19 protein-coding genes are annotated in these 23571 nt (G+C 65.2%); 7 read left to right on the forward strand and 12 right to left on the reverse strand.

Features of this window, described 5'->3' with window-relative positions:
- The first annotated feature begins 44 nt into the window (after nucleotides 1-44).
- The 3 genes from AC1POX_RS12325 to AC1POX_RS12335 are packed head-to-tail and all read left to right on the forward strand — an operon-like array spanning nucleotide 45 to nucleotide 2685.
- Nucleotides 45-929: a carbon-nitrogen hydrolase gene (locus tag AC1POX_RS12325; protein WP_033478929.1), complete on the forward strand. Its 885-nt coding sequence runs from the start codon at nucleotides 45-47 to the stop codon at nucleotides 927-929.
- A 3-nt stretch (nucleotides 930-932) separates the two neighbouring features.
- A complete protein-coding gene (locus tag AC1POX_RS12330; RefSeq protein WP_372356217.1) occupies nucleotides 933-1472 on the forward strand; it encodes a GNAT family N-acetyltransferase in 540 nt (179 codons plus the stop codon).
- Nucleotides 1453-2685, forward strand: a complete 1233-nt coding sequence (locus AC1POX_RS12335) for a TraB/GumN family protein (protein ID WP_046931923.1) — start codon at nucleotides 1453-1455, stop codon at nucleotides 2683-2685. Before AC1POX_RS12330 ends, AC1POX_RS12335 begins: the two co-directional genes overlap by 20 nt.
- Before the next feature lie 221 nt (nucleotides 2686-2906).
- Here the strand turns inward: AC1POX_RS12335 and AC1POX_RS12340 are convergent, their stop codons facing one another.
- The 10 genes from AC1POX_RS12340 to AC1POX_RS12385 all read right to left on the reverse strand — a co-directional run bounded on the left by AC1POX_RS12340 (nucleotide 2907) and on the right by AC1POX_RS12385 (nucleotide 16915).
- Nucleotides 2907-3800, reverse strand: coding sequence for an endonuclease/exonuclease/phosphatase family protein (locus AC1POX_RS12340; protein ID WP_372357174.1), 894 nt, complete (start codon nucleotides 3798-3800; stop codon nucleotides 2907-2909).
- Nucleotides 3801-3862: 62 nt separating this feature from the next.
- Nucleotides 3863-7000, reverse strand: coding sequence for a discoidin domain-containing protein (locus tag AC1POX_RS12345; RefSeq protein ID WP_031422947.1), 3138 nt, complete (start codon nucleotides 6998-7000; stop codon nucleotides 3863-3865).
- A gap of 26 nt (nucleotides 7001-7026) precedes the next feature.
- Nucleotides 7027-7863, reverse strand: coding sequence for a carbohydrate ABC transporter permease (locus AC1POX_RS12350; RefSeq protein WP_011347671.1), 837 nt, complete (start codon nucleotides 7861-7863; stop codon nucleotides 7027-7029).
- On the reverse strand, nucleotides 7860-8744 hold the full coding sequence (locus tag AC1POX_RS12355; RefSeq protein WP_011347672.1) for a carbohydrate ABC transporter permease: 885 nt from the start codon (nucleotides 8742-8744) through the stop codon (nucleotides 7860-7862). The genes AC1POX_RS12350 and AC1POX_RS12355 overlap by 4 nt, the downstream gene beginning before the upstream one ends.
- Entirely contained in the window at nucleotides 8741-10111 is a 1371-nt protein-coding gene (locus AC1POX_RS12360) for a sugar ABC transporter substrate-binding protein (protein WP_011347673.1), read from the reverse strand. Before AC1POX_RS12360 ends, AC1POX_RS12355 begins: the two co-directional genes overlap by 4 nt.
- A 3-nt stretch (nucleotides 10112-10114) precedes the next feature.
- Nucleotides 10115-11734 (reverse strand): glucoamylase family protein, encoded by a 1620-nt coding sequence (locus AC1POX_RS12365; RefSeq protein ID WP_011347674.1) that lies wholly within the window; start codon nucleotides 11732-11734, stop codon nucleotides 10115-10117.
- Nucleotides 11735-11837: 103 nt separating this feature from the next.
- The gene (locus AC1POX_RS12370) at nucleotides 11838-14816 is read right to left on the reverse strand and encodes a TonB-dependent receptor (protein ID WP_122272967.1); all 2979 of its coding nucleotides are present in this window, start codon (nucleotides 14814-14816) and stop codon (nucleotides 11838-11840) included.
- A gap of 133 nt (nucleotides 14817-14949) precedes the next feature.
- Nucleotides 14950-15972 (reverse strand): LacI family DNA-binding transcriptional regulator, encoded by a 1023-nt coding sequence (locus AC1POX_RS12375; RefSeq protein WP_008571806.1) that lies wholly within the window; start codon nucleotides 15970-15972, stop codon nucleotides 14950-14952.
- Between the two features lie 377 nt (nucleotides 15973-16349).
- Nucleotides 16350-16619 carry a BolA family protein gene (locus AC1POX_RS12380; protein ID WP_008571805.1) on the reverse strand — a complete coding sequence of 90 codons (270 nt, stop codon included), beginning with the start codon at nucleotides 16617-16619 and terminating at the stop codon, nucleotides 16350-16352.
- Nucleotides 16616-16915: a YciI family protein gene (locus tag AC1POX_RS12385; protein ID WP_209261582.1), complete on the reverse strand. Its 300-nt coding sequence runs from the start codon at nucleotides 16913-16915 to the stop codon at nucleotides 16616-16618. Before AC1POX_RS12385 ends, AC1POX_RS12380 begins: the two co-directional genes overlap by 4 nt.
- A gap of 228 nt (nucleotides 16916-17143) precedes the next feature.
- On the opposite strand from AC1POX_RS12385, the gene AC1POX_RS12390 reads away from it, so the two are divergent.
- Genes AC1POX_RS12390 through AC1POX_RS12400 form a run of 3 tightly spaced genes read left to right on the forward strand, consistent with a single transcriptional unit; the run spans nucleotide 17144 to nucleotide 20967 of the window.
- On the forward strand, nucleotides 17144-18172 hold the full coding sequence (locus AC1POX_RS12390) for a segregation and condensation protein A (RefSeq protein ID WP_184420162.1): 1029 nt from the start codon (nucleotides 17144-17146) through the stop codon (nucleotides 18170-18172).
- Nucleotides 18173-18185: 13 nt separating this feature from the next.
- On the forward strand, nucleotides 18186-19334 hold the full coding sequence (gene scpB, locus AC1POX_RS12395) for an SMC-Scp complex subunit ScpB (RefSeq protein ID WP_372356218.1): 1149 nt from the start codon (nucleotides 18186-18188) through the stop codon (nucleotides 19332-19334).
- Nucleotides 19327-20967 carry a pseudouridine synthase gene (locus tag AC1POX_RS12400; RefSeq protein ID WP_277573885.1) on the forward strand — a complete coding sequence of 547 codons (1641 nt, stop codon included), beginning with the start codon at nucleotides 19327-19329 and terminating at the stop codon, nucleotides 20965-20967. The genes scpB and AC1POX_RS12400 overlap by 8 nt, the downstream gene beginning before the upstream one ends.
- A gap of 341 nt (nucleotides 20968-21308) precedes the next feature.
- On the opposite strand, the gene AC1POX_RS12405 is transcribed toward AC1POX_RS12400, so the two are convergent.
- The gene (locus AC1POX_RS12405; protein ID WP_003487019.1) at nucleotides 21309-21746 is read right to left on the reverse strand and encodes a hypothetical protein; all 438 of its coding nucleotides are present in this window, start codon (nucleotides 21744-21746) and stop codon (nucleotides 21309-21311) included.
- 163 nt (nucleotides 21747-21909) lie between these two features.
- Here AC1POX_RS12405 and AC1POX_RS12410 point away from each other — a divergent pair, with 163 nt between their 5' ends.
- The gene (locus AC1POX_RS12410; protein WP_277612226.1) at nucleotides 21910-22680 is read left to right on the forward strand and encodes a glutaminyl-peptide cyclotransferase; all 771 of its coding nucleotides are present in this window, start codon (nucleotides 21910-21912) and stop codon (nucleotides 22678-22680) included.
- 86 nt (nucleotides 22681-22766) lie between these two features.
- On the opposite strand, the gene AC1POX_RS12415 is transcribed toward AC1POX_RS12410, so the two are convergent.
- Nucleotides 22767-23567, reverse strand: a complete 801-nt coding sequence (locus tag AC1POX_RS12415) for an amidohydrolase (RefSeq protein ID WP_372356219.1) — start codon at nucleotides 23565-23567, stop codon at nucleotides 22767-22769.
- Nucleotides 23568-23571: the final 4 nt, after the last annotated feature.

Here is a 23571-nt window from a genome sequence, read left to right on the forward strand (position 1 = left end):
CCATGGCGCGCTACCTTAGTGCGCCACTTACGTTGGATGCTGCCATGACCCGTCATCTCCTTCCCGTCGCGCTGATCCAGGAGCGCAACCACGGCGACGCCGAGGCCAACCTGGCCGTCATCGCATCGCGCGTGGCCGAAGCCGCCGCGCAGGGCGCCAAGCTGGTGCTGCTGCAGGAACTGCACAACGGCGCGTATTTCTGCCAGCACGAGTCGGTGGACGAGTTCAACCTGGCCGAGCCGATTCCCGGCCCCAGCACCGAGCGCTTGAGCGCGCTGGCCAGGCAGCACGGCGTGGTGCTGGTCGCCTCGCTGTTCGAGCGTCGCGCGGCCGGCCTGTATCACAACACCGCGGTGGTGTTCGAAAAGGACGGCCGGCTGCTCGGCAAGTACCGCAAGATGCACATCCCCGACGATCCGGGCTTCTACGAGAAGTTCTATTTCACTCCGGGCGATCTGGGCTTCACGCCGATCGATACCTCGGTGGGCCGCCTGGGCGTGCTGGTGTGCTGGGACCAGTGGTATCCGGAAGCGGCGCGCCTGATGGCGCTGGCCGGTGCGGAACTGCTGCTCTACCCCACGGCGATTGGCTGGGATCCGGACGACCAGCAGGCCGAGCAGGAGCGCCAGCGCGATGCCTGGATCCTCAGCCATCGCGGCCATGCGGTCGCCAACGGCGTGCCGGTGCTGTCGTGCAACCGGGTCGGCCATGAGCCCTCGCCGCTGGGCGCCTCGGGCATCCAGTTCTGGGGCAACAGCCATGTGCTGGGGCCGCAGGGCGAGTTCATTGCCGAAGCCGGCCAGGATCCGACCGTGCTGATCTGCGATGTCGACCTGCAACGCAGCGAACATGTGCGCCGCATCTGGCCGTTCCTGCGCGACCGTCGCATCGATGCGTACGGCGATCTGCTCAAGCGCTACATCGACTGACGCATGCCATTGGAGCTGCGTGCAGTCCGCGATGCGGACATCCCGGCGATCACTGCGATTTATGCGGAGCAGATCGCCGGGGTCAATACCTACGAATACAACGCGCCATCGCTCGATGAAATGCGCGCGCGGGTAAGCGCGATCGTGGATGCAGGCTACCCCTATCTGGTGGCAGAGCTCGATGGCGTGGTCGCGGGCTATGCCTATGCCAGCGCATTTCGCGCGCGCGCCGGATATCGCTGGACGGTGGAGAACTCGATCTACCTGGCCAGCGCGATGCAGGGCCGCGGCATCGGCAAAGCCCTGCTGGGCGAGCTGATCGCGGTGTGCGAGCAGCGCGGCTTCCGCCAGATGATCGCGGTGATTGGCGATGCCGGCAATCTGGCATCGCGACACTTGCATGAACGTTTTGGATTTCGCACGGTCGGAGTCTTCAACGGAATTGGCCGCAAACACGGTCGCTGGCCGGACGGCGTGCAGATGCAACGCGCGCTCAGCTCCGGCGACACCGCCCCTCCTTCTGATGAAAAGCCCCATGACTGAGCAGCCCCCCCACGTTCTGGACGATGCGCTGTCCGGCCAGCCGCATCGCATCGTCGAACGCGACGGCGTGCGCTATACCTTGCTCGGCACCGCGCACGTGTCGCTGGCGAGCGTTGCCGCCGTGCAACGGGCGATCGGCAGCGGGCGTTACGACGCGGTAGCGGTGGAACTGGACGCGCAGCGCCTGCAGGCGCTCAGCGATCCCGATGCCCTCGCCCGCCTGGATCTGGTGCAGGTGATCCGCAAGGGCCGTGTGGCCTTGTTCGCCGCGAATCTGGCGCTTGCCGCGTACCAACGCCGCCTGGCCAAACAACTGGGCATCGAACCGGGCGCGGAATTGAAGGAGGCGGTGAACCTGGCACGCGCGCAGGGCTTACCGGTGCATCTGATCGATCGCGAGGTTGGCCTAACCTTCAAACGTGCGTCCGGGCGGCTGGGGTTTTTCGGCAAGATGAAACTGGCCGGGGGATTGCTCGGCGGCCTGTTTGCTGCCGATGAGGTGGGCGAAGAAGAAATCGAAAAGCTCAAGCAAGGCGACATGCTCGAGGCAAGCTTCGGCGACTTCGCCAGCGAAAGTCCGGAGCTGTACGAGACGGTGATTGCCGAGCGCGACCAATACATGGCCACGCGTCTGCGCGAAGAAGTCGGCGCAGAGCAGCGCGAGATCTTGGCGGTGGTTGGCGCTGGACATCTGGCCGGACTTGCGCGCCATCTGGAACAGGACACCGCCGCGCCCGGCCCGCTGCGCGAATCGCTGGAATACGTGCAGCAGCGCAAGCGTATTCCGTGGATCACGCTGGGCATCCTGGCGGTCATCATCACCGGCATCGGCATCGGGTTCTGGCGTGGCGGCCTGAGCATGGGCGCGGACCTGTTGATGCAGTGGGCCATGTATACCGGCGGCATGGCCGCGCTCGGCTGCTTGCTGGCCGGTAGCCACCCGTTGAGCATTCTCACCGCCGCGGTCGTCGCGCCGTTCAAGCCATTTCGCCTGAGCGTGCCGACCGGTGCATTCGCCGCGTTGGTCGAAGTGCATATGCGAAAGCCGGCCTACGGCGACTTTCTGTCATTGCGCGACGACGCGCAGACGCTGCGCGGCTGGTACCGCAACCGCGTCTCGCGGGTGGTGCTGACATTTCTGCTGACCAATTTCGGCAGCATGGCCGGTGTGTGGCTGGCCGGGGTGCAAATCTTCAACCGTCTGCACGGGTGAGTACAGCGGCACTGAAGCCGCCAGCTCCAGACCGTTCGTCGGAGCGCACCCGGGCCAATAGGCCTTACGGTAAATCCCCGTCGCGCCCGGGTGCGCTCCTACGGCATACGGGGGGGGGTGGATGCTCCGGCGCTGGCTGCAGGCGTACCCGGAGCCATGTAGAAACGCCCTGGGCGCGATGAGGCCTTCCCGGTAAATTACTGTCGCGCGCGGGTGCGCTCCTACGGCATCCGGTTGCTTGCCGGATGCTCCGGCGCAAGCTGCAGGCGTACCCACACACCATAGTGATCCGATGCCCAGCGGCCTTCGGCATAAGGCGCCTCGAACAGGATGCGGGCTTCGCGGGCCAGCAGGCGGTTCTGCTGGAAAAACACATGGTCGATGCGTGCAGGCCTGTCGAAGATGTGCATGTTCAAGGTGCTGACCGTGGCGTCGCTATTGCGATGCACGCTGCCGTAGCTGTCGCCGTAGCCCTTGCGTAGCGCTTGCAGATCGAGCGTGTCGGCGGCGGTATTGAAATCGCCGGCGATCACCACCGGCGCCTGCGCGCTGTTGGAGGCGATGAAGTCCAGCAGATCGGCCACCTGGCGCGTGCGTATGCCGGCACAGCGTGCGTCGGCGCGTTCGTTGAGATGGGTGACATAGACGTTGACCGGCTGGCCATCGACATCCACCTGCAGATGCGCGGCGACACGGTAATCGTCCAGCGGCTGCAGCAGGCGCTGGTGGGTGGCCAGCACTTTGCGGCGACTCAGCAACGCATTGCCGTAGCGTTTGGGTGCACCGACCGGATCGACCGAGGCGAAGGTGTAGTCGTAACCGAGCTTGCGCGCGAGCCAGGCGGCCTGGTTTTCCACGCTGCCGCGGCGCTCGATCACTTCCTGCAACGCAATCACGTCCGGCGCCAGTCGCTTGAGTTCCCTGGCGATATAAGCGCGTCGTGCCGGCCAGTCTTCGCGATCGTGGTGCAGGTTGAGCGTGACCAGGGTCATTTCGCGCGACGCTGTGGCGGATGACTGCACGGCGTTCGCTACTTGCTCACGATTGCCGCGCTGCACGGAGGGAACGCCCTGCCCGGCCTGCACGCCAGTGGAGAACAGCAGCAGTGCAACCAACATGAGCAGCCCTTCGGAACCTCGCCGTGCTGGCGCTGCCTGGGACGGCCGCCACGCCTGCCTCATTGCGTGGCGCGCTCGGCCCGCCGCACCGCGCTGGGCACATCGATTTGCACGTTGGCCGGCAGTTGCTGGATGCGCAGCTCGCCGTTTTGCCATTCAGCCGATTCGCCGTTGATCGTGGCCTTGCCCGGGGTGCCCTGATACGGCCACGGCAGCACCACACCGCCCGGCGGCAGGATCAGCCCGGGCTGCAGCTGCAGCACCAATTGCTTGTCGGTGCGTTGCAAAGTGTAGTTGAGGCGCCCGTACGGTGTACGCAGTTCGGCGATACCGATTCCCTTGCCTTCGAACCAGCGCGTCGGCGTGCCGGCCGCGATGACCAGGCTGGCATCGGATTCGCGGCCGTAGGCGAACATGTCCAGCACCGAGCGTACGAAGTCCGAGGCGACCCAGGCATGCGGCAGGTCGCCGACGAAGAACGGCGTGCGTGGCGTGCGCGAGACCACTTCGGCCCACTGGTTCCAGGGTTGTGGAGCGCGGTCCTTGAAGAAGAACGCGGTCGCGTCCCAGGCGCGGTCGCGCCAGCCCAGGCGCACGAATGCGGCCACGTTGCGCCACTCGTAGGGCGTGTAGTCCTTCCATTCGCGCTTGCCGTCGCGACGGTCGGAGAATTCCTTCCAGTAACGCTCGAAGGTCTTGGTCAGCAGATCCTGCGGCAGGCGTTGCTGCTCGCCGCCTGGCGTCAACGCAATGGTGGTCGAGGTCGCATCGAAGTCGCCCAGCTCCGCCGAGCCCGGCAGAAAATCCAGGTTGTGCTGACGCACGGCCGCGCCCAGCGATGCCACCAGATCGCCACTGAATTCATCGCGTGCGGCGCTGAAGCGTGCCGCTTCCTCTGGCTTGTCCAGCGCCCCGGCCAGCATCGCCGCGTCCTTGTAACCGCGCAGTGCCCAGAAATTATCCCAGTACGAATGCACCGGCTTGGCCGAATAGCCTTCGTGGCTGATCGACACCGGCATCATTCCGTAGAAAGCCGGGTTGCGCATGAAGTTTTCTTCGGTACGCTCGCTGGCGCGCAGCGTTTCCATGTAGTCGTAGGCGCCGGTGACATGCGGCCACATCTTTTCCAGGAAGGCCTTGTCGCCGGTATAGCGGTAGTACTCGGCGATGTTGTAGATCAGCTCGCCGTGGCTGTCGTTCTCCGGCACCGGGTCGCTGCCGCGGTCGTCCACGCAGCACGGCACCATGCCATCGGCAAACTGGTATGGCGCGAACCAATCCACGTAGTCGCGCACCACGTCTTCACGACCCAGCCGCAACAGCCCTTCGGAAATCATTGCGCCGTCGCGGATCCAGCTGCGCGAATACGAGCGTGTGCCCGGCTGCAGGCGTGGACCGATGCGTGAGATCAGCATATGCGCCAGCGCGGTGCGCAAGGTATCGACCACTGGCTTGCCTTCGGCCGGCACGCTGATGCGCACCCGATCGAGCTTGCTGCGCCATTGCTGCGCCACCTGCTGCTGCGCCTTGTCCGCATCGAAGTCAGCCGGCAGCTGCGCGGCACCGGTTTGCGGAATGACCAGGGCCACTTCGCGGCGTTGGCCGGGCTCCAGCTTCCAGCGATACAGCAGTACACCCGATGCCAGGCCAGTTTCGTCCTTGACCTGGGTCACCGTCGGCGGCGTGGCCGCGGTGAGATGGCTGACGTCCATGCCGCTGTCGAAGGCGCTTGCAAAGCCGGCATCCGGCCGCTGTGCAGCGAACACCCGCGGCTTGCCGTTAACGCTGACCTGGCCACCATCCACTGCGAGTTGGTCGATGCGGCTGACGCCACCCAAGGTGTTGAGAAACTGCGCCGGCGGGTTGACCTGGAATGGCCGGACTGCCAGCGCCAGGGTGAACTCGCGCGCATCCTTGCCGGTGTTGTGCAGTTGGTAACGCGCGACCAGTTGCGCCTGATCGGGGGTGCCCTGCACGAAGGCGGTGACGCGCAGATTCATCAGGTCGTGGTGCCAATCCACGCTGGGAATCGGCAGGTAATCGTCCTGCAGGCTTTGCTCGCTGCTGACATCGGACCAGTGCAGCACCTTGCCGCCGGTAACCACGAACGGCTCGATGCTGAAACCGCCCTTGCCCACTTCCACCGCACCGTCCTCGCCGATCAGGCCCTGTTCGGTGCCGCCATCCAGGCCCAGGATGGTCCAGTACGGCTGCTCGCCGGAGAAGCCGCGCGGATAGCTGCCGCGCGGCAGTTGCGCGGCCAGCGACTTGATGAAGTCATTGGGCGTTGCGGCGAATGCCAGCGGCTGCAGCTGCACTTCCTTGATGCCATAGCGCCAGTTGGGGCCGTCCTTGAGATCGAAACGCAGGTAGCGCGCTTCGGTATCGGGAAGCGCCAACCAATCGGTGCCGCCCGCGCCGGCAGTGACCGTGCGCAGGTCGCGCCAGCTCCGTCCGTCGCTGGAGGAGCGCACCACGTATTGCGAGGCCTGCAGACCCGGCACCCACTGCACCACGGCGCCGCCGAATTCGCGCACCTTGCCCAGATCCAGCGTGACCGTCTGTTGCTTGACCGCGCCGCTGAGCCAGAACGTGTCCGGCTTGCCATCGGCCAGGCGCTGTTCCAACGCAGGCGCGGTGTCGGTGATGGCCTTGGCCTGCAACGGCGAGGTGTCTTCGGGCGGCAGCGGCGTGAGCGTGAGCCGGTCGAAGCACACCGTGCCCTTGCCGCCGACCTTGTTGTAGATGGTGAACTCCACATCGGCGCTGCTGCGCAGTTGCTTGTCCTGACCTGGGCCCCAGGCCTTCTCGATGTTGCGCTTGCGGTAGTTGAACGTTGTCCAGTTCTTCGGGAAGTTGAAGCCCGGCCGGTTGACCCACCACACATTGTCGCCGCTTGCGTCGATCAGCTTGAGCTGCAGGTCGTTGGACGGCGACTCGCCGCGCACCGCGAACGACATCCGGTAATTGTCCGGATAAGTGATCGGCAAATTGCGACGGATGCCGACATAGCCGGACACGCCGTTGAAGTTGTAGTCCAGGCACAGCGCATGCCCGCCCGAGGGCGTGGCCACCGGGCGCAGCGAACCGCTAACCTGGTTGGACACCACCAGGCGCCAGGCACCGATGTCGTTGAAGCCGTCGAGCACGCGCTCCTGCGCCTGCGCCGCGCCCGCAGACGTGACGAAAGCGGCCATGGCACACAGTCGCAGGAACACTGGTTTCACCCCTTCACACTCCCCAGCAGAAGACCTTGGATGTAGTAACGCTGCAGCGCCAGGAACAATAGCAGCACCGGAATCACCGTCACCACTGCGCCAGCCATCATCAATTCCACATCCATGATGTGCTCGCGCGACAGCGCCGCCAGCGCCACCGGCAAGGTGTACTGCTCCTGGTCGGTCAGCACGATCAACGGCCACATGAAGTCGTTCCACGAACCCATGAAGGTGAAGATGGTCAAGGTGACCAGCACCGGCTTGAGCATCGGCAACACGATCTGGAAGAAGATGCGCATCTCGCTGGCACCGTCGATGCGCGCGGCCTCGATCAATTCATCCGGAATGCTGCGCGCGTACTGACGCACCAGGAAGATGCCGAACACCGTGGCCAGCGCCGGCACCACCACCCCGCCGATGTTGTTGACCAGGTGCAACTGCTTCATCAGCAGGAACAGCGGCAGCATCGCCACCTGCGCCGGGATCACCAGCGCGGCCATCAGGATCTTGAAGATGCGCTCGCGGCCGACGAACTGCAGCTTGGCGAACGCATAACCGGCCATGGTGTTGACCAGTAGCGAGCCGAGCGTGATCAGCCCGGACACCAGCAAGCTGTTGGCGAAGTTGCGCGCCATGCCGGTGCGCGCGAACAGCTCGTGGTAGTTGGCGGTGGTGAACGCCGACGGCAGCATCGGTGGCGGAAACCGGCTGGCCTCGCCGGTGGGCATGAACGACACCGACAGCATCCATAGCAGCGGTGCCAGGCTGATCACCGCCAGCGCCAGCAGGCCGCCGTTGATCAGCACGGCATTCCAGCGCGACTCGCCGACATCACGACTCATATCAGGTCCTTCTTGCGGCCAAAGCGCAGCATCACGGTGGTCACCGCCAGAATGATGAGGAACAACAGGAACGCCACCGCCGACGCGCGGCCGAGGTTCCACCACTTGAAGCCTTCTTCGAACATGAAATACAGCACACTGACGGTGCTTTGCAGCGGGTCGCCGCGGGTCATCACGTAGGGTTCGGCGAACAGCTGGAAGTAGCCGGAAATGGTGATCACGCCCACGACCATCAGCACCGGGCCGAGCATCGGCAAGGTGATGTGCAGGAACTGCTTCCAGCGCGACGCGCCATCGATGCGCGCGGCCTCGTACAAGTCCTGCGGGATCGCCTGCAGCCCGGCCAGGAAGATCACCATGTTGTAGCCGAAGTTCTTCCACACCGCGAACAGCATGATGGTGGGCATCGCCCAGCGCGGGTCGCCCAGCCAGTCGATCGGGGCGATGCCCAGATGGCTCAGGCCGAAGTTCACCAGGCCGTACTTGATATGGAACAGGTAGCGCCAGATTACCGCCACCGCTACCAGCGTGGTCACCACTGGCGCGAACAAGGCGGTGCGGAACAGCGCCTTGAAGCGCGAGGCCTTGGCGTTGAGCAGCAGGGCCGCGCCCAGCGACACACCGATCGACATCGGCACGCCCAGCAGCACGAAGTAGGTGGTGTTCCACAACGACTTCCAGAACAGCGGCGTCTGCAGCAGGTCGATGTAGTTGCCCAGGCCGACGAAGCGCAGATGGCTGCTGTCGGCCAGTGCGTACAGGTCGAAGTCGGTCACACTGAGCACCAGCGCGGCGAACACCGGCACGCCGAAGAACATGCCCAGCACCATGATCGACGGCGCGGCAAAGACCCAGCCGGCGACGGAATTGCGCTTCATCATCGTGCGGCTCCCTGATCCGCTGCGGCAGCTGGCGCGGTGGTGCCTGCTGCCGCTGGCTTCACTGCCGGCGGAGCGGTGTCACCGGCCGGGCCGACATGCCCGCCCTCCTGCTCGAAGATCCAGCGGCGCTTGGCCAAGATTTCGTCCACGCGTTGATCCAGTTCCTGCACGGCGGCTTCGTGCGATTGCCCGCCGCGCACCACGCGCTCGGTGACCAGACGCATTTCCTGCACGATGCGCTCCCACTCCAGCACCTTGGGCGTGGCCTTGACCCGCTCCAGCTGGTCGCCGAAGGCATGCGCCAGTTCGTCGTTGGCCAGCGAAGGCAGCTTCCAGGTACTGCGACGCGGCGGCAGGTCGCCGATGATGGCGTGGAAACGCGCCTGCACCTGCGGCTGCGACAGATATTCGATCAGCTTCCAACTGGCGTCCTTGTGTTGCGAGGACTTGAAGATCACCAGGCTGGAACCGCCGGCGATGCCGGCACCCAAGCCGTTGGGCCCCGGCAACGGCGCGGTGCCCCACTTGCCTTCCATGCCCGGCGGCTGGCGCAGCTTGAACTCGCGCACGTTCCACGGCCCGGACAGATAGAAGGCGTAATAGCCGTTGAAGAATTCGTACCAGACATTGGAGACCTGGGTCTCTGAGACCTTGGGCGCCCAGCCCTGCTGATACATGTTGTCGTAGAAACCCAGCGCCTTGCGGAAACCGGCGCCACGGAAGTTGCCGTAGTTGTCGTGGTCGCGCAGCAGGCGGTCGTCCTGCTGCAGCGCGAACGACAATTGCTGCTCGAATTCGTTGAGCGGCATCAGGATGGCATAGCGGTCGGGGCCGACCTTGCGCTTGATCGCGGCCATCACCTGTTCCATCTCGGCCCAGGTCTTGGGCATTTCGCTATAGCCGGCCTCGCGCAGCAGGTCCTTGCGATAGAACAGCAGCCGCGTGTCCACGTACCACGGCACGCCGTACAGCGTGCCATCGACCAGATTGGTGTCCCACACGCCGGGGAAATAATCGGCCGGGTCGACAACGCTGGAGCGCGCCACGTACGGCTGCATCGGCTCCAACGTGTCCAGCAGCGCGAACTCCGGCAGCCAGGTGTTGCCGAGCTGGCACACATCCGGCAGGCCATCGGCGGCAAAGGCGGTCAGCAGTTTTTCGTGTGCCGCCGTCATCGGGATGTTCTGCACATCCACGTGGATGGTGGGGTTCTGCTTTTCGAAATCGGCCACCAGCTCGGCGACCACTTCGGCCTCCTTGCCCATCGCCCAGAAGCGCACCGTGGTCTTGCCCGGATCGGAGCGTTCGCATCCCGTCGCACCTGCACACAGGGCGACGGCCAACATCAACAGTTTCAAAAGGCGCACGGATTACTCGGGTTTCTGGCGTTGCGAGGGGTCTTGCTGGGCCTGGGCGGCGGCGGCACGCGATTCGGCCATGCCCAGCGCGCGCGCGGCGGCCTTCTGCTCGTCCTTCTGCGGCGCCGGCTGCGGCTCGCCCTCCGGAGTGAGCCAGCCGCCGGTGAAGCCGGCGCGTTCCAGACCGGCACGGATGTAGGGGTTCTTCTTCATCACGTTCCAGACGAATTCGTTCTGGTAGTTGGCGATCATCGTCAGGATCGGGCCCTGGTCGATGGCGATGTAGTCGCTGGCCACCCAGCCACGGTCCGGCACCATGCGCCCGGTCTTGATCGGGATGTCGTAGTTGAAACTGGGGTTGAACGAATCCAGGAACCCGTAGCTCGAATACAGGAAGTCGCCATAGCGCTTGTGCATCTCTTGGGTGGCAGGAATCACCACTTCCGGGGCGAACACGATCGAGGAGATCGCTGCAGTCGGGGCGATGGTGCCGTCGTCGAAATTCTCGCGCAGACCGGCGCCGCGCGAAGAGTAATGGCGGAACTGGCGCTGCTCGCCGCGGTATTCCTGGCTGGTGTTCTGCGGACCGTCGCTGGCGGTCAGGCCCCAGACGTTTTCGCCGTAGTCCTTCCACTTCATCGGGTTGTCGATGGCGTAGTCGCGCTGCGCCAACGTGGCGCGGCGGCTGTTGAGGAAGTAGTCGATGCCGCGTTCGCGCATGTACTGGTCCTGGATATCGCGGAAGTCGATCCAGACATGGCTGTATTGGTGGCCGAACAGCGGGCCGAACGACAGGTATTCCTGGCCCTGATACACGCCCCAGTCGTTGTTGTAGGTGCGGGTCCAGCTGGTCCAGGCGTCCGGGTCGACGCCATGCGTCGGCGAGCCCAGCGCGAGGATGTATAGCATCATCGCCTCGTTGTAGCCCATCCAGTCGTGGTTGATGAAGCCGCTCTCGGGGAACCAGCCCATCGAGATCAGCGGGGCGCGCTGTTGCAACCAGCGCCAGTCCACGCGCTTGTACAGCGTGTCGGCGATCTGGCGGATCTCCTTTTCGCGCGGGTCGTCGCCGTCGTAGTACGACTGGGTGAACAACACGCCCATCATCAGCAGTGCGGTGTCCACGCTCGACAGTTCAACCCAGCTGTCGTAGCGGTTGCCCTGCTGCATGTCCAGAAAATGGTAGTAGAAGCCCTTGTAGCCGGCCCGGCCGGTCTTCTGCGGACCCATCGGTGCGTCGCGGAAGAATTTCAGCGTGGTCAGGGTGCGGTCGATCGCCTGATTGCGACTGACCCACCCGTTCTCGATGCCGATCGGATAGGCGGTCAACGCGAATCCGACCGACGCAATGCTGGCAAACGGGCGCGACGGAAACCGATCCGGCGACAGGCCGTTGACCTCGTTGGTGGTGTCCCAGAAGAACTGGAATGTGCGGCGTTCGATGTCCGAAAACAGCGGCGGCAGCGGCGGCTTGACCGGTTTGGGCGGCAGTTGCGCCTCAACCAGGATGACTTTGACCGGTGCCTTCTTTTCGGCCACCTTGGGTTCCTCGGCTTGCTTGCACGACGCCAAGACCAGCGCGCCCAGCAAGAGTGGAATCGTCAACCATCGCGACGTGTTGCCCCTGTCCATCCGCCCCCCACGTGTGTAATCGATTACATCTGACACGCCAACCTACCCTATCCAGGCGCCGAGTTCGACCGCCCTGGCGTTGCGGCCAGGGCGGTCGAGCACCTCACCAGTTCAGGCCGAAGGCCAGACGGAAGGTACGCATCGGCGACGCCAGCACACCGGTCGGTGTGCCGTAAGCCGTGTTCAAGTCCTGCAATGTTCCGGTATCGCCGTTGAAGGTGGCGTAATTAACCCAGTTGAACACGTTGAGGATATCCGCACGCACATTGAATTTGACACCACCGCCGGTGTCCCACTCTTTATTGGCGGCAATGCTGAATTCCTTGTAGCCCAGCGTGCCATCCGGCTTGAACTGGATGATCTCGCACTGGTCGTTGCCGGCCAGGCAATTCTGGCCATAGCGCGCGGTCTGGCTGGCCAGCGACAGCTTGCCGGACAGCTTGATCTCATACGGCAGCTCGTAGATGCCGGTGACCACCAGGCGGTTCTTGGGGATGCCGCCGGCCTCGCGCCAGCCATAGTCCTGGATGCGTTCGCGGTCCAGCGCATAGTGCTCGCCGAACTGCCGGTTCTCCTTCGCATCGGAATAGGTGTAGGCCACGGTCAGGCCCCAGCCGGATTCTTCGTCGAAGGGCTTTTCCACCTGCAAGGCCAGCTGGTTGTTGCGGGTTTCCACGCCATTGGTGCCCAGCACGATGGCGCTATAGCCGTTCGGGCCGTCGGTCGGCACGCCGGAGGTGGTGCCCGGCTGGAAGAACGACCCGTCCGGCAGGCGGTTGCCGCGCACGAAGGCGAAACCGTCATGGCTTTCGATGCGGCTCAGGGTGACATCGGTGAACCAGTCCTGGCCCCACAACGGCACCATGTTGCGCATGCCGATGCTGAATTGATCGGAGTACGGGGTCTTGAGGTTGTTGTCGATCAGGTAGACCTCACGTCCGCCACCGCCGGTGCTGTTGGCCGTAAGTGTGTTCAAGCCATCCTGACTGTTGTATGCCGGATTCCAGGCCGTGCACGGGTCGCCCAGGCAAGCGGGGTTGTTGGCGCTGGTGAAGTAGTAGCTATACGACTTGAAGGAGTTGTTGAGCTGCTCCAGTGCCAGGTAATCGAAGATGTTGCGGTCATAGGCACGACCGGCGCCACCATAGATCACGTGGGCCTGATCGCCGAACAGGTCGTAGGAGGCGCCCAGACGCGGCTGCCAGGCATTCTTGAACGCCTTGCGGTTGTTGCCGGTGCTGATGAAGTCGTTGATGTTGTAGTTGGCGTTGCGCAGGTTCGGCCAGTTCTGCAGCGCGCTGGCGACATCCGAGGGGGTCACGAAATCCAGGAATGCCGGGGTTTGCTCGTAGTCGTAGCGCACGCCCAGGTTCAAGGTCCAGTGCTCGTTGACCTCCCAGTCGTCCTGCAGGTAGATGCCGTACTGCTTGTTCTTGGACACCACCGAACCGCCACCTTCCACCAGCGGCGCACCGAAGCGCACGCGGTACGGCGTTTGCACGTCGGTGAGGATGTTGTAGTAGTACTGCGGGTTGGCCGGGTTGAACTGGGTCGAATCCAGGTCGATGCTCTTGAACTTCACGCCCATCTTGACGGTGTGCGCACCGTGCCATTCCAGGCTGTTCAAGGTCAGGTCGTCCTGGAAGGTCCAGCCCTTCTGCCCCTTGCGCTGGAAGCTGCTGCCGGCGCCTGCCGCCAGGATGTCGGTCTCGTTGCCGCGCACCGGTGCGTAGCTGAGGATGTAGCCGTTGCCGTTGTTGATCGGCGCCTGGTTCCAGAACGCGCTTTCGTAGCTCAGGTTGGCCTCGTTGAGGAAGTTGGCCCCGCTGTACTGCCAGCGCAGGTTGGCGCGCTTTTCTTCCTGGCCGTTGATGCTGCCGTGCTCGTAGGTCGAGGTGCGGCCGACGTCGTTGAGCTCGTCTTCCTTGCGGTACTTGCCGGTCAGCTCGAACAGGTTGTTTTCGCCGATGGTCCAGTCGATCTTGCCGAAGTACAGGTCTTCCTTGAACGGCGTGCTGGAGGTCACCACCAGCGGCTGCAGCTGGGCCGGCAACTGGTCGACGCGGTCCGAATAGATCGAGCCGGGGATCACCACGTTCGGGGTGGTGTATTCCTTGGCTTCATAGGCGATGAAGAAATGCGCCTTGTCCTTGAGGATCGGGCCGCTGAAGGTGGCGCCGTACTGGGTTTCTTCGAAGTCGTCGCGCACGCCGGCCTTCTTCTCCAGCGGGCTTTCCTCGCGCCAGCTGTCGTTGCTGGTGTCCCAGAAGAAGCTGCCGTGGAAATCGTTGGTGCCGGACTTGGACGAGGCCACGATGGCCGCGCCGCTGACCTGGTCGAACTCGGCCTTGTAATTGGAGGTGATGACCTTGTATTCGCCGATCGCCGACTGCGGGAACGGGTTGCCGCGGCTGGAATCCTGGCCGCTCACGCCGCCGGTGAGCACGTAGTTCTTCTGGCTCACGCCGTCGATGTAGACGTTGGTGCCTTCGGCCGAGGTGGCGCCGGTGCGTACCTTGGTGGTGCCGTTGGCCTCGCGGGTGAACTGCACGTTCGGCACGGTGTCGGCCAGTTCCAGGAAGTTGCGCGTGGCACGCGGCAGGTTCTGGATCTGCACGTTGGAAATGTAGGTGGCGTTCTCGGAGGTGCGCGTCTCCACCAGCACCGGCGGCGCCTTCACCTGCACCGCGTCCAGCGTGGTGGCGTTACCACCCGCGGCGGTGGCCGGCTCGCCGCCGACGCCCAGGTTCAAGGTCGCGGTCTGGCCGACCTGCACGGTGACGTTCTGCGAACTGGTCTGGCCATTGGCGGTGACATCGATGCGGTACGAACCCGGCGGCAGGCCGCCCACCGAATAGCCGCCATTGCTGACCTGCACGGTGCGGGTCAGGCCGGTGGCCAGATTGGTGGCGGTGACCTGCGCCTGGGCGGCAGGTGCGGCATCGACGGTGACCTGCCCGCGGATGGTCGCAGCGGTGCTCTGTGCGAAGGCCGGAGCGGCGCCGAGCAGCAGGCAGCTGGCAAGCGCGCAGCTGAGCAGCTTGCGCGCCGGACGGGCGGAATGGGGGTGGTGGTGGCGCATGGTCGTCCCTCCAGGGATCGGTACAGATTGTTGTTGTGGCAGTGCAGTGGTGCAGGAACAGCCGCTGCGGGGACAGCGGGAGCGGACAGGACGTCCGCGAAAAGGTCGGCCCGGAAACGCGTGGCCGGAAAGGTCAGTGAGCCGATTGGCCGGTACCGCAGGAGGCACGGATCACCAGCTCGGGCGTCAGCAACTGGCGGATGCCGTCGTCGCGGTCAGGCGTTTCGACCAGGCGCATCAGCCGGGTCATCGCCTGCTCGCCCAGCCGGGCGATGCTCACCCGCATGGTGGTCAGCGCGGGATGGACAAAGCGGGCCAGCGGAATGTCGTCAAAACCCGCCAGCGCCACGTCGCCAGGCACCGACACATCAGCCTGGGCGAACGCGTACAGGCAGCCCAGCGCGGTCATGTCGTTGGCGGCGAACACCGCATCCGGCAACGCGCCGGCCGCCAGCATCGCCAGCCCGGCGCGGTGGCCGGAGGCTTCGTCGAAGTCGCCCGGGTATTCCACGCCCTGCGCCTGCGCACCGAACGCAGCAAGCGCATCGCGGAAGCCGCGCAGGCGTTCGCGCGCATCGAAGTTCAGCGCCGGGCCACCGATGAAGGCGATGCGGCGGTGCCCGGCCCGCAACAGGTGCTCGGTCATGGCCATGGCACCGGCATGGTCGTCGATGCTCAGCACCGGATAGTCGGCACCGGGCAGGTGCGCATTGATCAACACCGTCGGCAGCGACTGCGGCAGGTTGTCGGTGAGGAACCCCGGCTGCTCGGCGTAGGGCGAAAGCACCAGCAGGCCATCGACGCGCCCGCGCATCGAGCGCAGCGCCCTGCCCTGGGCTTCCGGGTCGCCGTGGTAGCTGGACACCAGCAGGTGCTGGCCGGCCGCACGCGCCGCGCCGTCGATGCCGCGAATCAATTCGGAAAAGAACTCGCCATACAAGTCCGGCAGCACCACGCCCAGGGTCTGCGAGCGCCGGCTGCTCAGGCTGCGCGCGGCCGCATGCGGGCTGTAGCGCAGCCGCTCGGCCACCTCCAGCACCTGCTGGCGCACCGGTCCGGCAACGTTGTCGTGCCCGTTGAGCGCACGCGACACCGTTGCGACGGAGACCTGCGCTTCCCGAGCGACATCTTTGATGGTGACCGCACCCTTGGCCATTCGTGTCGCCCTCCGCGACCGACTTCCCAAACTGGCGCGGACTGTAAGCGTTTTCATACAGATGCGTAAACCCCTATCTTCACATGCGTGAAAACGCTTACAGATCAATCAACTGCAGGTGAGGAGCACGTGAAGCAATGTGCTGCGTCGCAACAAATACGCACCCATGCGTCCACACCCGAAGCAGGATGCAGGTCACGATTCGCTGGTCAATCCAGTCTTGCCAGGACCGCACGGACCAGCGCCTGCACCGGCACTCCCGCGGCCTTGCCGGCTGCGCCCCGACGCTCGCTGCCGTGAAGGCAATCGCCGCTGAGCACCAGCGGTTCTGATCACAGCAGACGGCCCGGTCCGACCGCCGGCGTTCCCCGCGACGTTCAGCCAACCTCGCCCGGCGCGAAGGCCTCGATCGACAAGGCGTGGATATCGGTCTGCATCATCTCGCCCACCGCGGCGTACACCGCGCGATGCCGTGCCAGTGGCGGCTTGCCGACAAATGCGGCGCTGACCACGCGCACATTGAAGTGCCCGCGCCCGTCGCGCGCACCGGCATGGCCGGCATGCCGCGCGCTGTCGTCGACGACGTCCAGTTCGGTGGGCGCCAGTGCCGCCTGCAACGCTGCGCGGATCTGCTCGACCCGGCTCATGGCAATACCCGGCGGAATGGGCGGACCTCGGTGCGCGTGTACACGCCCGCTTCCACATAGGGGTCGGCATCGGCCCAGGCGCGCGCATCCTCCAGGGCGTCGAAGTCGGCAATCACGACGCTGCCGGTGAAACCGGCCGGACCCGGATCTTCGGCGTCGATGGCCGGACACGGGCCCGCCACCAGCAACCGCCCAGCGGCCGCGAGCGCCTGCAGACGGGCCAGATGCGCCGGCCGCGCCTGCTGCCGTGCCGCCACTGCGTCGGCCCGGTCATATCCCTCGATTACGTACCACACACGCCACCTCGCCCAAGACTGGAAGATCACCGCACCGATTCTAGCCGCGTCGGCGCTGGACACCGCCCCCGCGCACGCATTACCCTTGGCACCACTGCACACGCAACCGGACGCAGCGGCCCGTCGGCCCAGGCGCAGCGCTCTTCCCGACGACCGATTCGCTGCCCACCGCCGGTCCGCGTAGACGACCTCCTCGCTGTTCCGTCGCCGCATGCCACGCGGCGGACGTTGTATGTGGATTTGTGGGATCGTGCCGGCACAGGCACGACATTGATCGCAATAACTCAAGGCAAAGCCCTGCAGGCGCGGCTTAAGACCGCCGCCGGCGACCGCAAGACCGATGTCGACCTGATGAATTCCGAACTCGCGCACGTCGCGACTCCGCCAGCCACGAGCGCGCCGCCACAGCAGCAGGAAATGCCGCTGGCGGTGGTGCATGGGCAACCGGTGCTGCAGATCCCGCAGGATCTGTATATCCCGCCGGATGCGCTGGAAGTCATCCTGGATGCCTTCGAAGGCCCGCTGGACCTGCTGCTGTATCTGATCCGCCGCCAGAACCTGGACATCCTGGACATCCCCGTCGCCGAGATCACCCGGCAATATGTGGACTACATCAATGTGATGCAGGAGCTGCGCTTCGAACTGGCAGCCGAATATCTGGTAATGGCGGCAATCCTGGCCGAGATTAAATCGCGCATGCTGTTGCCGCGCCCTCCCAGCCAGGATGGCGAAGAAGAAGATCCGCGCGCCGAGCTGGTACGCCGCCTGCAGGAATACGAACGCTTCAAGCAGGCCGCCGAGGATCTGGACACCCTGCCCCGCATGGGCCGCGACAGCGCGCCGGTGCAGGCGCATCTGCCCGAGCGCGCAGCGGTGAAGCTGCCGCCGCCGGTGGAGCTGAAAGAAATGCTGATGGCGCTGTACGACGTGCTCAAACGCGCCGAGCTGTTCACCGGCCATGCGATCAAGCGCGAGGCGCTGAGTGTGCGCCAGCGCATGGGCGATGTGCTCAGCCGCCTGGACGATGGCAAGTTCTACCGTTTCGAATCGCTGTTCACTGCCGAAGAAGGCAAGCTCGGCGTGCTGGTCACCTTCCTGGCGCTGCTCGAACTGGCCAAGGAGCAGTTGCTGGACATCGTGCAGGAAGCGCCGCTGGCGCCGATCTACGTGAAGTCGCTGGCGTTGGGCAATACCAATGCGCCGTTGCAATTCTCCAGCGAATTCGACGATAGCGATGCCGCCAACGAACCTATCTGAAGCCGATCACCGAATGGATCAAGCGCTGATCACCCGCATTATCGAAGCCGCCCTGTTGGCGAGCAGCCAGCCGCTGACGCTGGCGCAACTGCAGGGCCTGTTTCCGGAAGAAGAGCCGGCACCGCCCGGCAGCGTGGAGCGCGCCCTGGAACTGCTACGCGAGGCCTGCGCCGAGCGCGGCGTGGAACTGGTCGAAGTGGCCTCCGGCTTCCGCTTCCAGGTCAAGGCCGATGTGCATGGCTGGGTCGCCCGGCTGTGGACCGAGCGCCGCACCAAGTACACCCGCGCCACGCTGGAGACCCTGGCGCTGATCGCCTACCGCCAGCCGATCACCCGCGGCGAGATCGAGCAGGTGCGCGGCGTGGCCGTCAGCAGCAACATCATCCAGGCGCTGGAAGAGCGCGAATGGATCCGCGTGGTGGGCCACCGCGACGTGCCCGGCAAGCCGGCCCTGTTCGGCACCACCAAGGGCTTTCTGGATTATTTCGGGCTCAAGCGATTGGACGAGCTGCCGCCATTGTCTGAGTTGAAGGACATCGCCGAGCTGGAACCGCAGCTGCCGCTGGACCGCGAGGGGCAACTGGATGGCGCCGTGCCCGCGGCGGCAGCGATGGACGCGGCGCGGGATCAGGCCGATGCAGATCAGGCTGACGCCGAGGGCGGCGATACGGCTGCGGGTACTGACGATGCGGATGCTGGCGGTACCGACGCGGATGTGGAAGCCAACGCTGGTGCTGCGGCTGACGACAGCGGCACCGGCGCTTCGCAAGATAGTTTGGAAATGGACGAGGCCGACGCCGAGCGCGATACCGAAATTGAAAGTGACGCCGACGCCGACCTGCATGCACAGCAATCGCCTGACGATGCCGCAGTCGACCAGCAACACCACGGTCTCGATGAGGCGATCGACACCGAAGCGGTCGACGCAGTAAACGACCAGACACCGCAACACCCCGAGCATGGCTCGGCGCACGAGAAGAACACGCAGGACCCAGACGACGCCCGTGAGGGCGACCCCGACACCGCGCCGGGAACGCGCGCGGATGCAGTGAACGAAGACGAAGACAACGCCGTCGCGACGACGACCGTGGCTGTTGACGAAGCCGATTCCGACCCAGAGGCCGACCCGCAACGCGGCGGCCGGAGCCAGACACATGAGTGACACCCCCCGCAAGCTGTCGTTGAACAAGCTTTCTCTCAAGCGCGACAGCGCGCCCGAAGCGCCCAAGCTGGAAGAGCGCCTGCACAAGGTGCTGGCCCAGGCCGGCCTGGGTTCGCGCCGCGCGCTGGAACAGCGCATCGCCGACGGCCTGATCAAGGTCAATGGCGCCGTCGCGCAGACCGGCATGTCGGTGCGCAGCGGCGACAAGATCGAGTTGGACGGCCGCAGCTTCGTGGCCAGCGCGCTGACCGAGCCCTCGCGCGTGCTGATCTACAACAAGCCCGAAGGCGAAGTGACCACGCGCGAAGATCCCGAAGGCCGCCCGACCGTGTTCGAGTCGCTTCCGGTTTTGAAGGGCTCGCGCTGGATCGCCATTGGCCGCCTGGACATCAACACCACCGGCCTGCTGCTGCTCACCACCGACGGTGAGCTGGCCAACGCGATGATGCACCCCTCCTACGAGGTCGAGCGCGAATACGTGGTGCGCGTGCGTGCGCCGGAAGGCGAAGAAAAAGTCTCCGATGCCATCATCGAGCGCCTGTCGCGCGGCGTGCTGCTGGAAGACGGTGGCGCCAAATTCGACGAGATCGAACGCATCGGCGGTACCGACTCGCACGACTGGTTCCGCGTGGTGGTCAAGGAAGGCCGCAACCGCGAAGTGCGCCGCCTGTGGGAATCGCAGGGTTGCCAGGTCAGCCGCCTCAAGCGCAGCCGCTACGGCAAGATTTCGCTGCCGCGCGAACTGCTGCGTGGGCACTCGGTGGAAGTGGCGCAGGACAAGGTCGACGCCTTGCGCGCCGAACTGAAACTGGAAGAAGGCGCGCCGTCGGCACTGACGCTGCAGCCGGTGATCGGCCAACGCCGCGCCGCCAAGTCCACCGTGCACGTCTCGCGCGATGGCCGCAGCAATGCCTACGTCAACGGCCAGACCTCTGGCGCGGATGAAGGCCGCGAACTGCGGCGTTTCGACAACTTGCGCGAAGATCGCGGCCGCGGCGGTCGCGGCAAGCCGGGCGGTTTCAGGGGCGGCCTGACAGTCAGCGGCGAAGCGGCCGCCAAGCAATCGCAGCAGCGCCCGTTCAAGCAGCGCGGCCCGGCCAAGGGCGACCGCGGCGCGTTGCCGGACGGCAATCCGGCCGCGTTCCGCAGCTGGTATGTGCCCGATGGGGTGAGCACCGGCCCGAGCGGTCACCGCAATGCCGGCCCAAGCGGCCCGGGCACCGGTCAGGCACGCCCGTATGCCAAGAAAGGACCGGGTGGTGCGCGTCCGGGTGCTGGCGGTCCAGGTGGCGCCCGCTCGGGTGGTCCGGGACGCGGCGCTGGCGGCGGACAGGGTCAGTCGCAGGGCCAGGGGCAACGCAAGCACCCGTATGGCCACCCGGGCAACGCACCGAGCTTCCCCTCCGATCACGCCAACCCGGGCTTCAGCCCGTACGGTGCCGCACGCCCTGCTGGTCGCCCGAGCGGTGGGCGACCGGGTCCGGGTGGTAATCGCGGCCCCGCGTCTGCCAACCGTGGCCCCGGCGGTCCCGGTGGCGGCGCTCGCGGCCCGGGTGGCGCACCGCGCGGCCCCGGCGGCCGTCCGCCGGGCGGCGGCAATCGTCGTCCTCCCGGCGGTAATCGCGGTCGTTGAGCGTCAACCGATCCGCGCAATAAAAAACGGCCCTGCAAAGGGCCGTTTTTATGTGGCGGACGGTATAGGACATCGACTGAGACACAGAAGCTGCCGCGTATCCGGTCGTACAGTCGTTTAACGAAAGCCATTCCCTTGCAGCGCCATCGCGATGCAGACACCGCACCGACCGGTTGAATGAGCGCGATCCCGATGCTGCGACCTGGATCGGCAACACGACTGCGCGGCCTTCGGGTGGGCGCGACCGTTGCTCGACATCGACACCTGCCACCCGTGCGCTCCGGTGTCGGGCGCGCAGCGCACGCCCATCCGGGGACAGCTCGCTCAGCGTGTTACCGCTCTTACTTGCGACGCTCGATCACGAAGTTACCCACGTTGACACCCAGGTCCACGCCCTCGCCTGTGCCTGCCAGCGCAAGCGAGATATCGCCCTTGGTGACGACCTGTGCGGTGCTGGACTTCACGACGCCCGCGTGCGCTTCGGCGGCGGCATACGTGCCGAACAGGTCGTTGAGGCTATAGGCACCGCTGAAGGTGCCGCGGCCGCCGACGATCTTGGATTTACCGACCGTCAGGCCACCGCCTTTGCTGGAGATCTTGACCGGAATGACCGCACCGTTATCGCACTTGATGGTGCCGGTACCGCTGGCGGTTTTGTAGAACACCGACCAGCCGGACAAGTTGAACGACAGCTGGCAATCGATGTTGCCGGCGGCCTGCGCCTGCGGAGCCAGCGTGGCGGCGCCAAGCAGCGCGATGAGCGAAAGTGACTTGATCATGTGAGCAGTGCCAGTGGTGGACGTGGCGCGAGACTAGCAGCGCCGATGTGGCAGCCGCGACAAGATTCCAGCGCGGCGCAGGCGTTTGTTCAGCGGGGTCTTAGCCAAGTCCGACAGGGCAACAGAGCTGCCGCCTGCGGCCGCGACATGGGATGATTGCCGCATGCCACGCATCGTCTACAGCCTGCTCGCCAGCGCACTGCTGCTGCCCGCCCTCGCCCACTGCGGCGAGGCGATTCCCACCCAGGGTTACACCGTCGTCAAGGCCTATCCGCACGATACCGCTGCCTTTACCGAAGGCCTGTTCTATCTGGACGGGCATCTCTACGAGAGCACCGGCGAGCTGGGCCGGTCCAGCGTGCGCAAGGTCGACCTGGACAGCGGCAACGTCCTGCAGCAGGTCAATACGCCGCCGCCTTTCTATGGCGAAGGCATCGTGGCCTGGAAGGATCGCCTGATCCAGCTGACCTGGCGCAATCAGCGCGGCTTCGTCTACGACCTGGCCACGCTGGCACCGCGTACCCAATTCACCTATTCCGGCGAGGGCTGGGCGCTGACCAGCGATGATCGCCAGCTCTATATGAGCGACGGAACCGCCAACATCCGCCGGCTGGATCCGCAGAGCCTGAAACAGATCGGCAGCATCAAGGTCACCGCCCGCGGCAAGCCGCTGGACAACCTCAACGAGCTGGAATGGGTCAAGGGCCAGTTGCTGGCCAACGTGTGGCTGACCACCCGCATCGCACGCATCGACCCCGCCAACGGCAAGGTCATCGCCTGGGTCGACCTCAAGGCACTGGTGCCAGACCCGGACACCTTGACCGACCCCACCAATGATGTCCTCAACGGCATCGCCTACGACGCCGAGCACGATCGCTTGTTCGTCACCGGAAAGCGCTGGCCGAAGATCTACGAGATCAAGCTGGCTCAGTAGCCGGGATTAGAGATTCGGGATTCGGGATTGGCGACAGCGGCCGGGCTTGCAACTGCCCGGCAGCAGCTTGTGCCGATCCCGGATCGCTAATCCTCAATCTCGAACCGATCTGCATCCAACATCGCGGGAAAACGGGCGCGGTGCTCGGCCAGCGCAGTTGCGCTGATGGTGGTGGTGACCACCTGCTCGCGTTCGCGGATTTCCACCTGCGGCTGACCGAGGAAATCGATCACCGCGCTGTCGCCGGCGTAATGCAGCTGGTTGCCGTCCACGCCAATGCGGTTGACCGCCGCCACGAAACACAGGTTTTCGATCGCGCGGGCGCGCAGCAGCGTCTTCCAGGCATAGGCACGGGCGGACGGCCAGTTGGCGACGAACAATTGCAGATCGAAATCCAGCTGCCCCGGGCGTTCCACATCGAAGCGATTGCGGCAGAACACCGGAAACCGCAGGTCGTAGCAGACCTGCGGATTGATCCGCCAACCCTTCCATTCCACCGTCAGCCGCTCGCGCCCGGCCGCATAACGCAGATGCTCGTTGCCGAAGCGAAACAGGTGGCGCTTGTCGTAGTACTGCAACGCCCCATCGGGCGTGGCCCAGAGCAGCCGGTTGAACACACCGGCATCAGTGCGCAACTGCACGCTGCCGGTCACCGCTGCACCCAGGCGTGCGGCTTGAGCACGCATCCACGCCACGGTCGGCCCGTCCATCCCTTCGGCCTTGTCGATGGCGTCGTTGGAGAACCCGCTGGTGAAGGTTTCCGGCAGGATCACCAGATCGGTCTGCCCGGCCAGCGGCTCCAGCAGCGCAGCGTAATAGTCGCGGTTACCGGCCGGGTCATGCCAGCGGGTGTCGCCTTGGATCAGGGAGATGCGCAGGTCGTTCATAGAG

The sequence above is a fragment of the Xanthomonas sp. NCPPB 3442 genome (assembly GCF_056725145.1).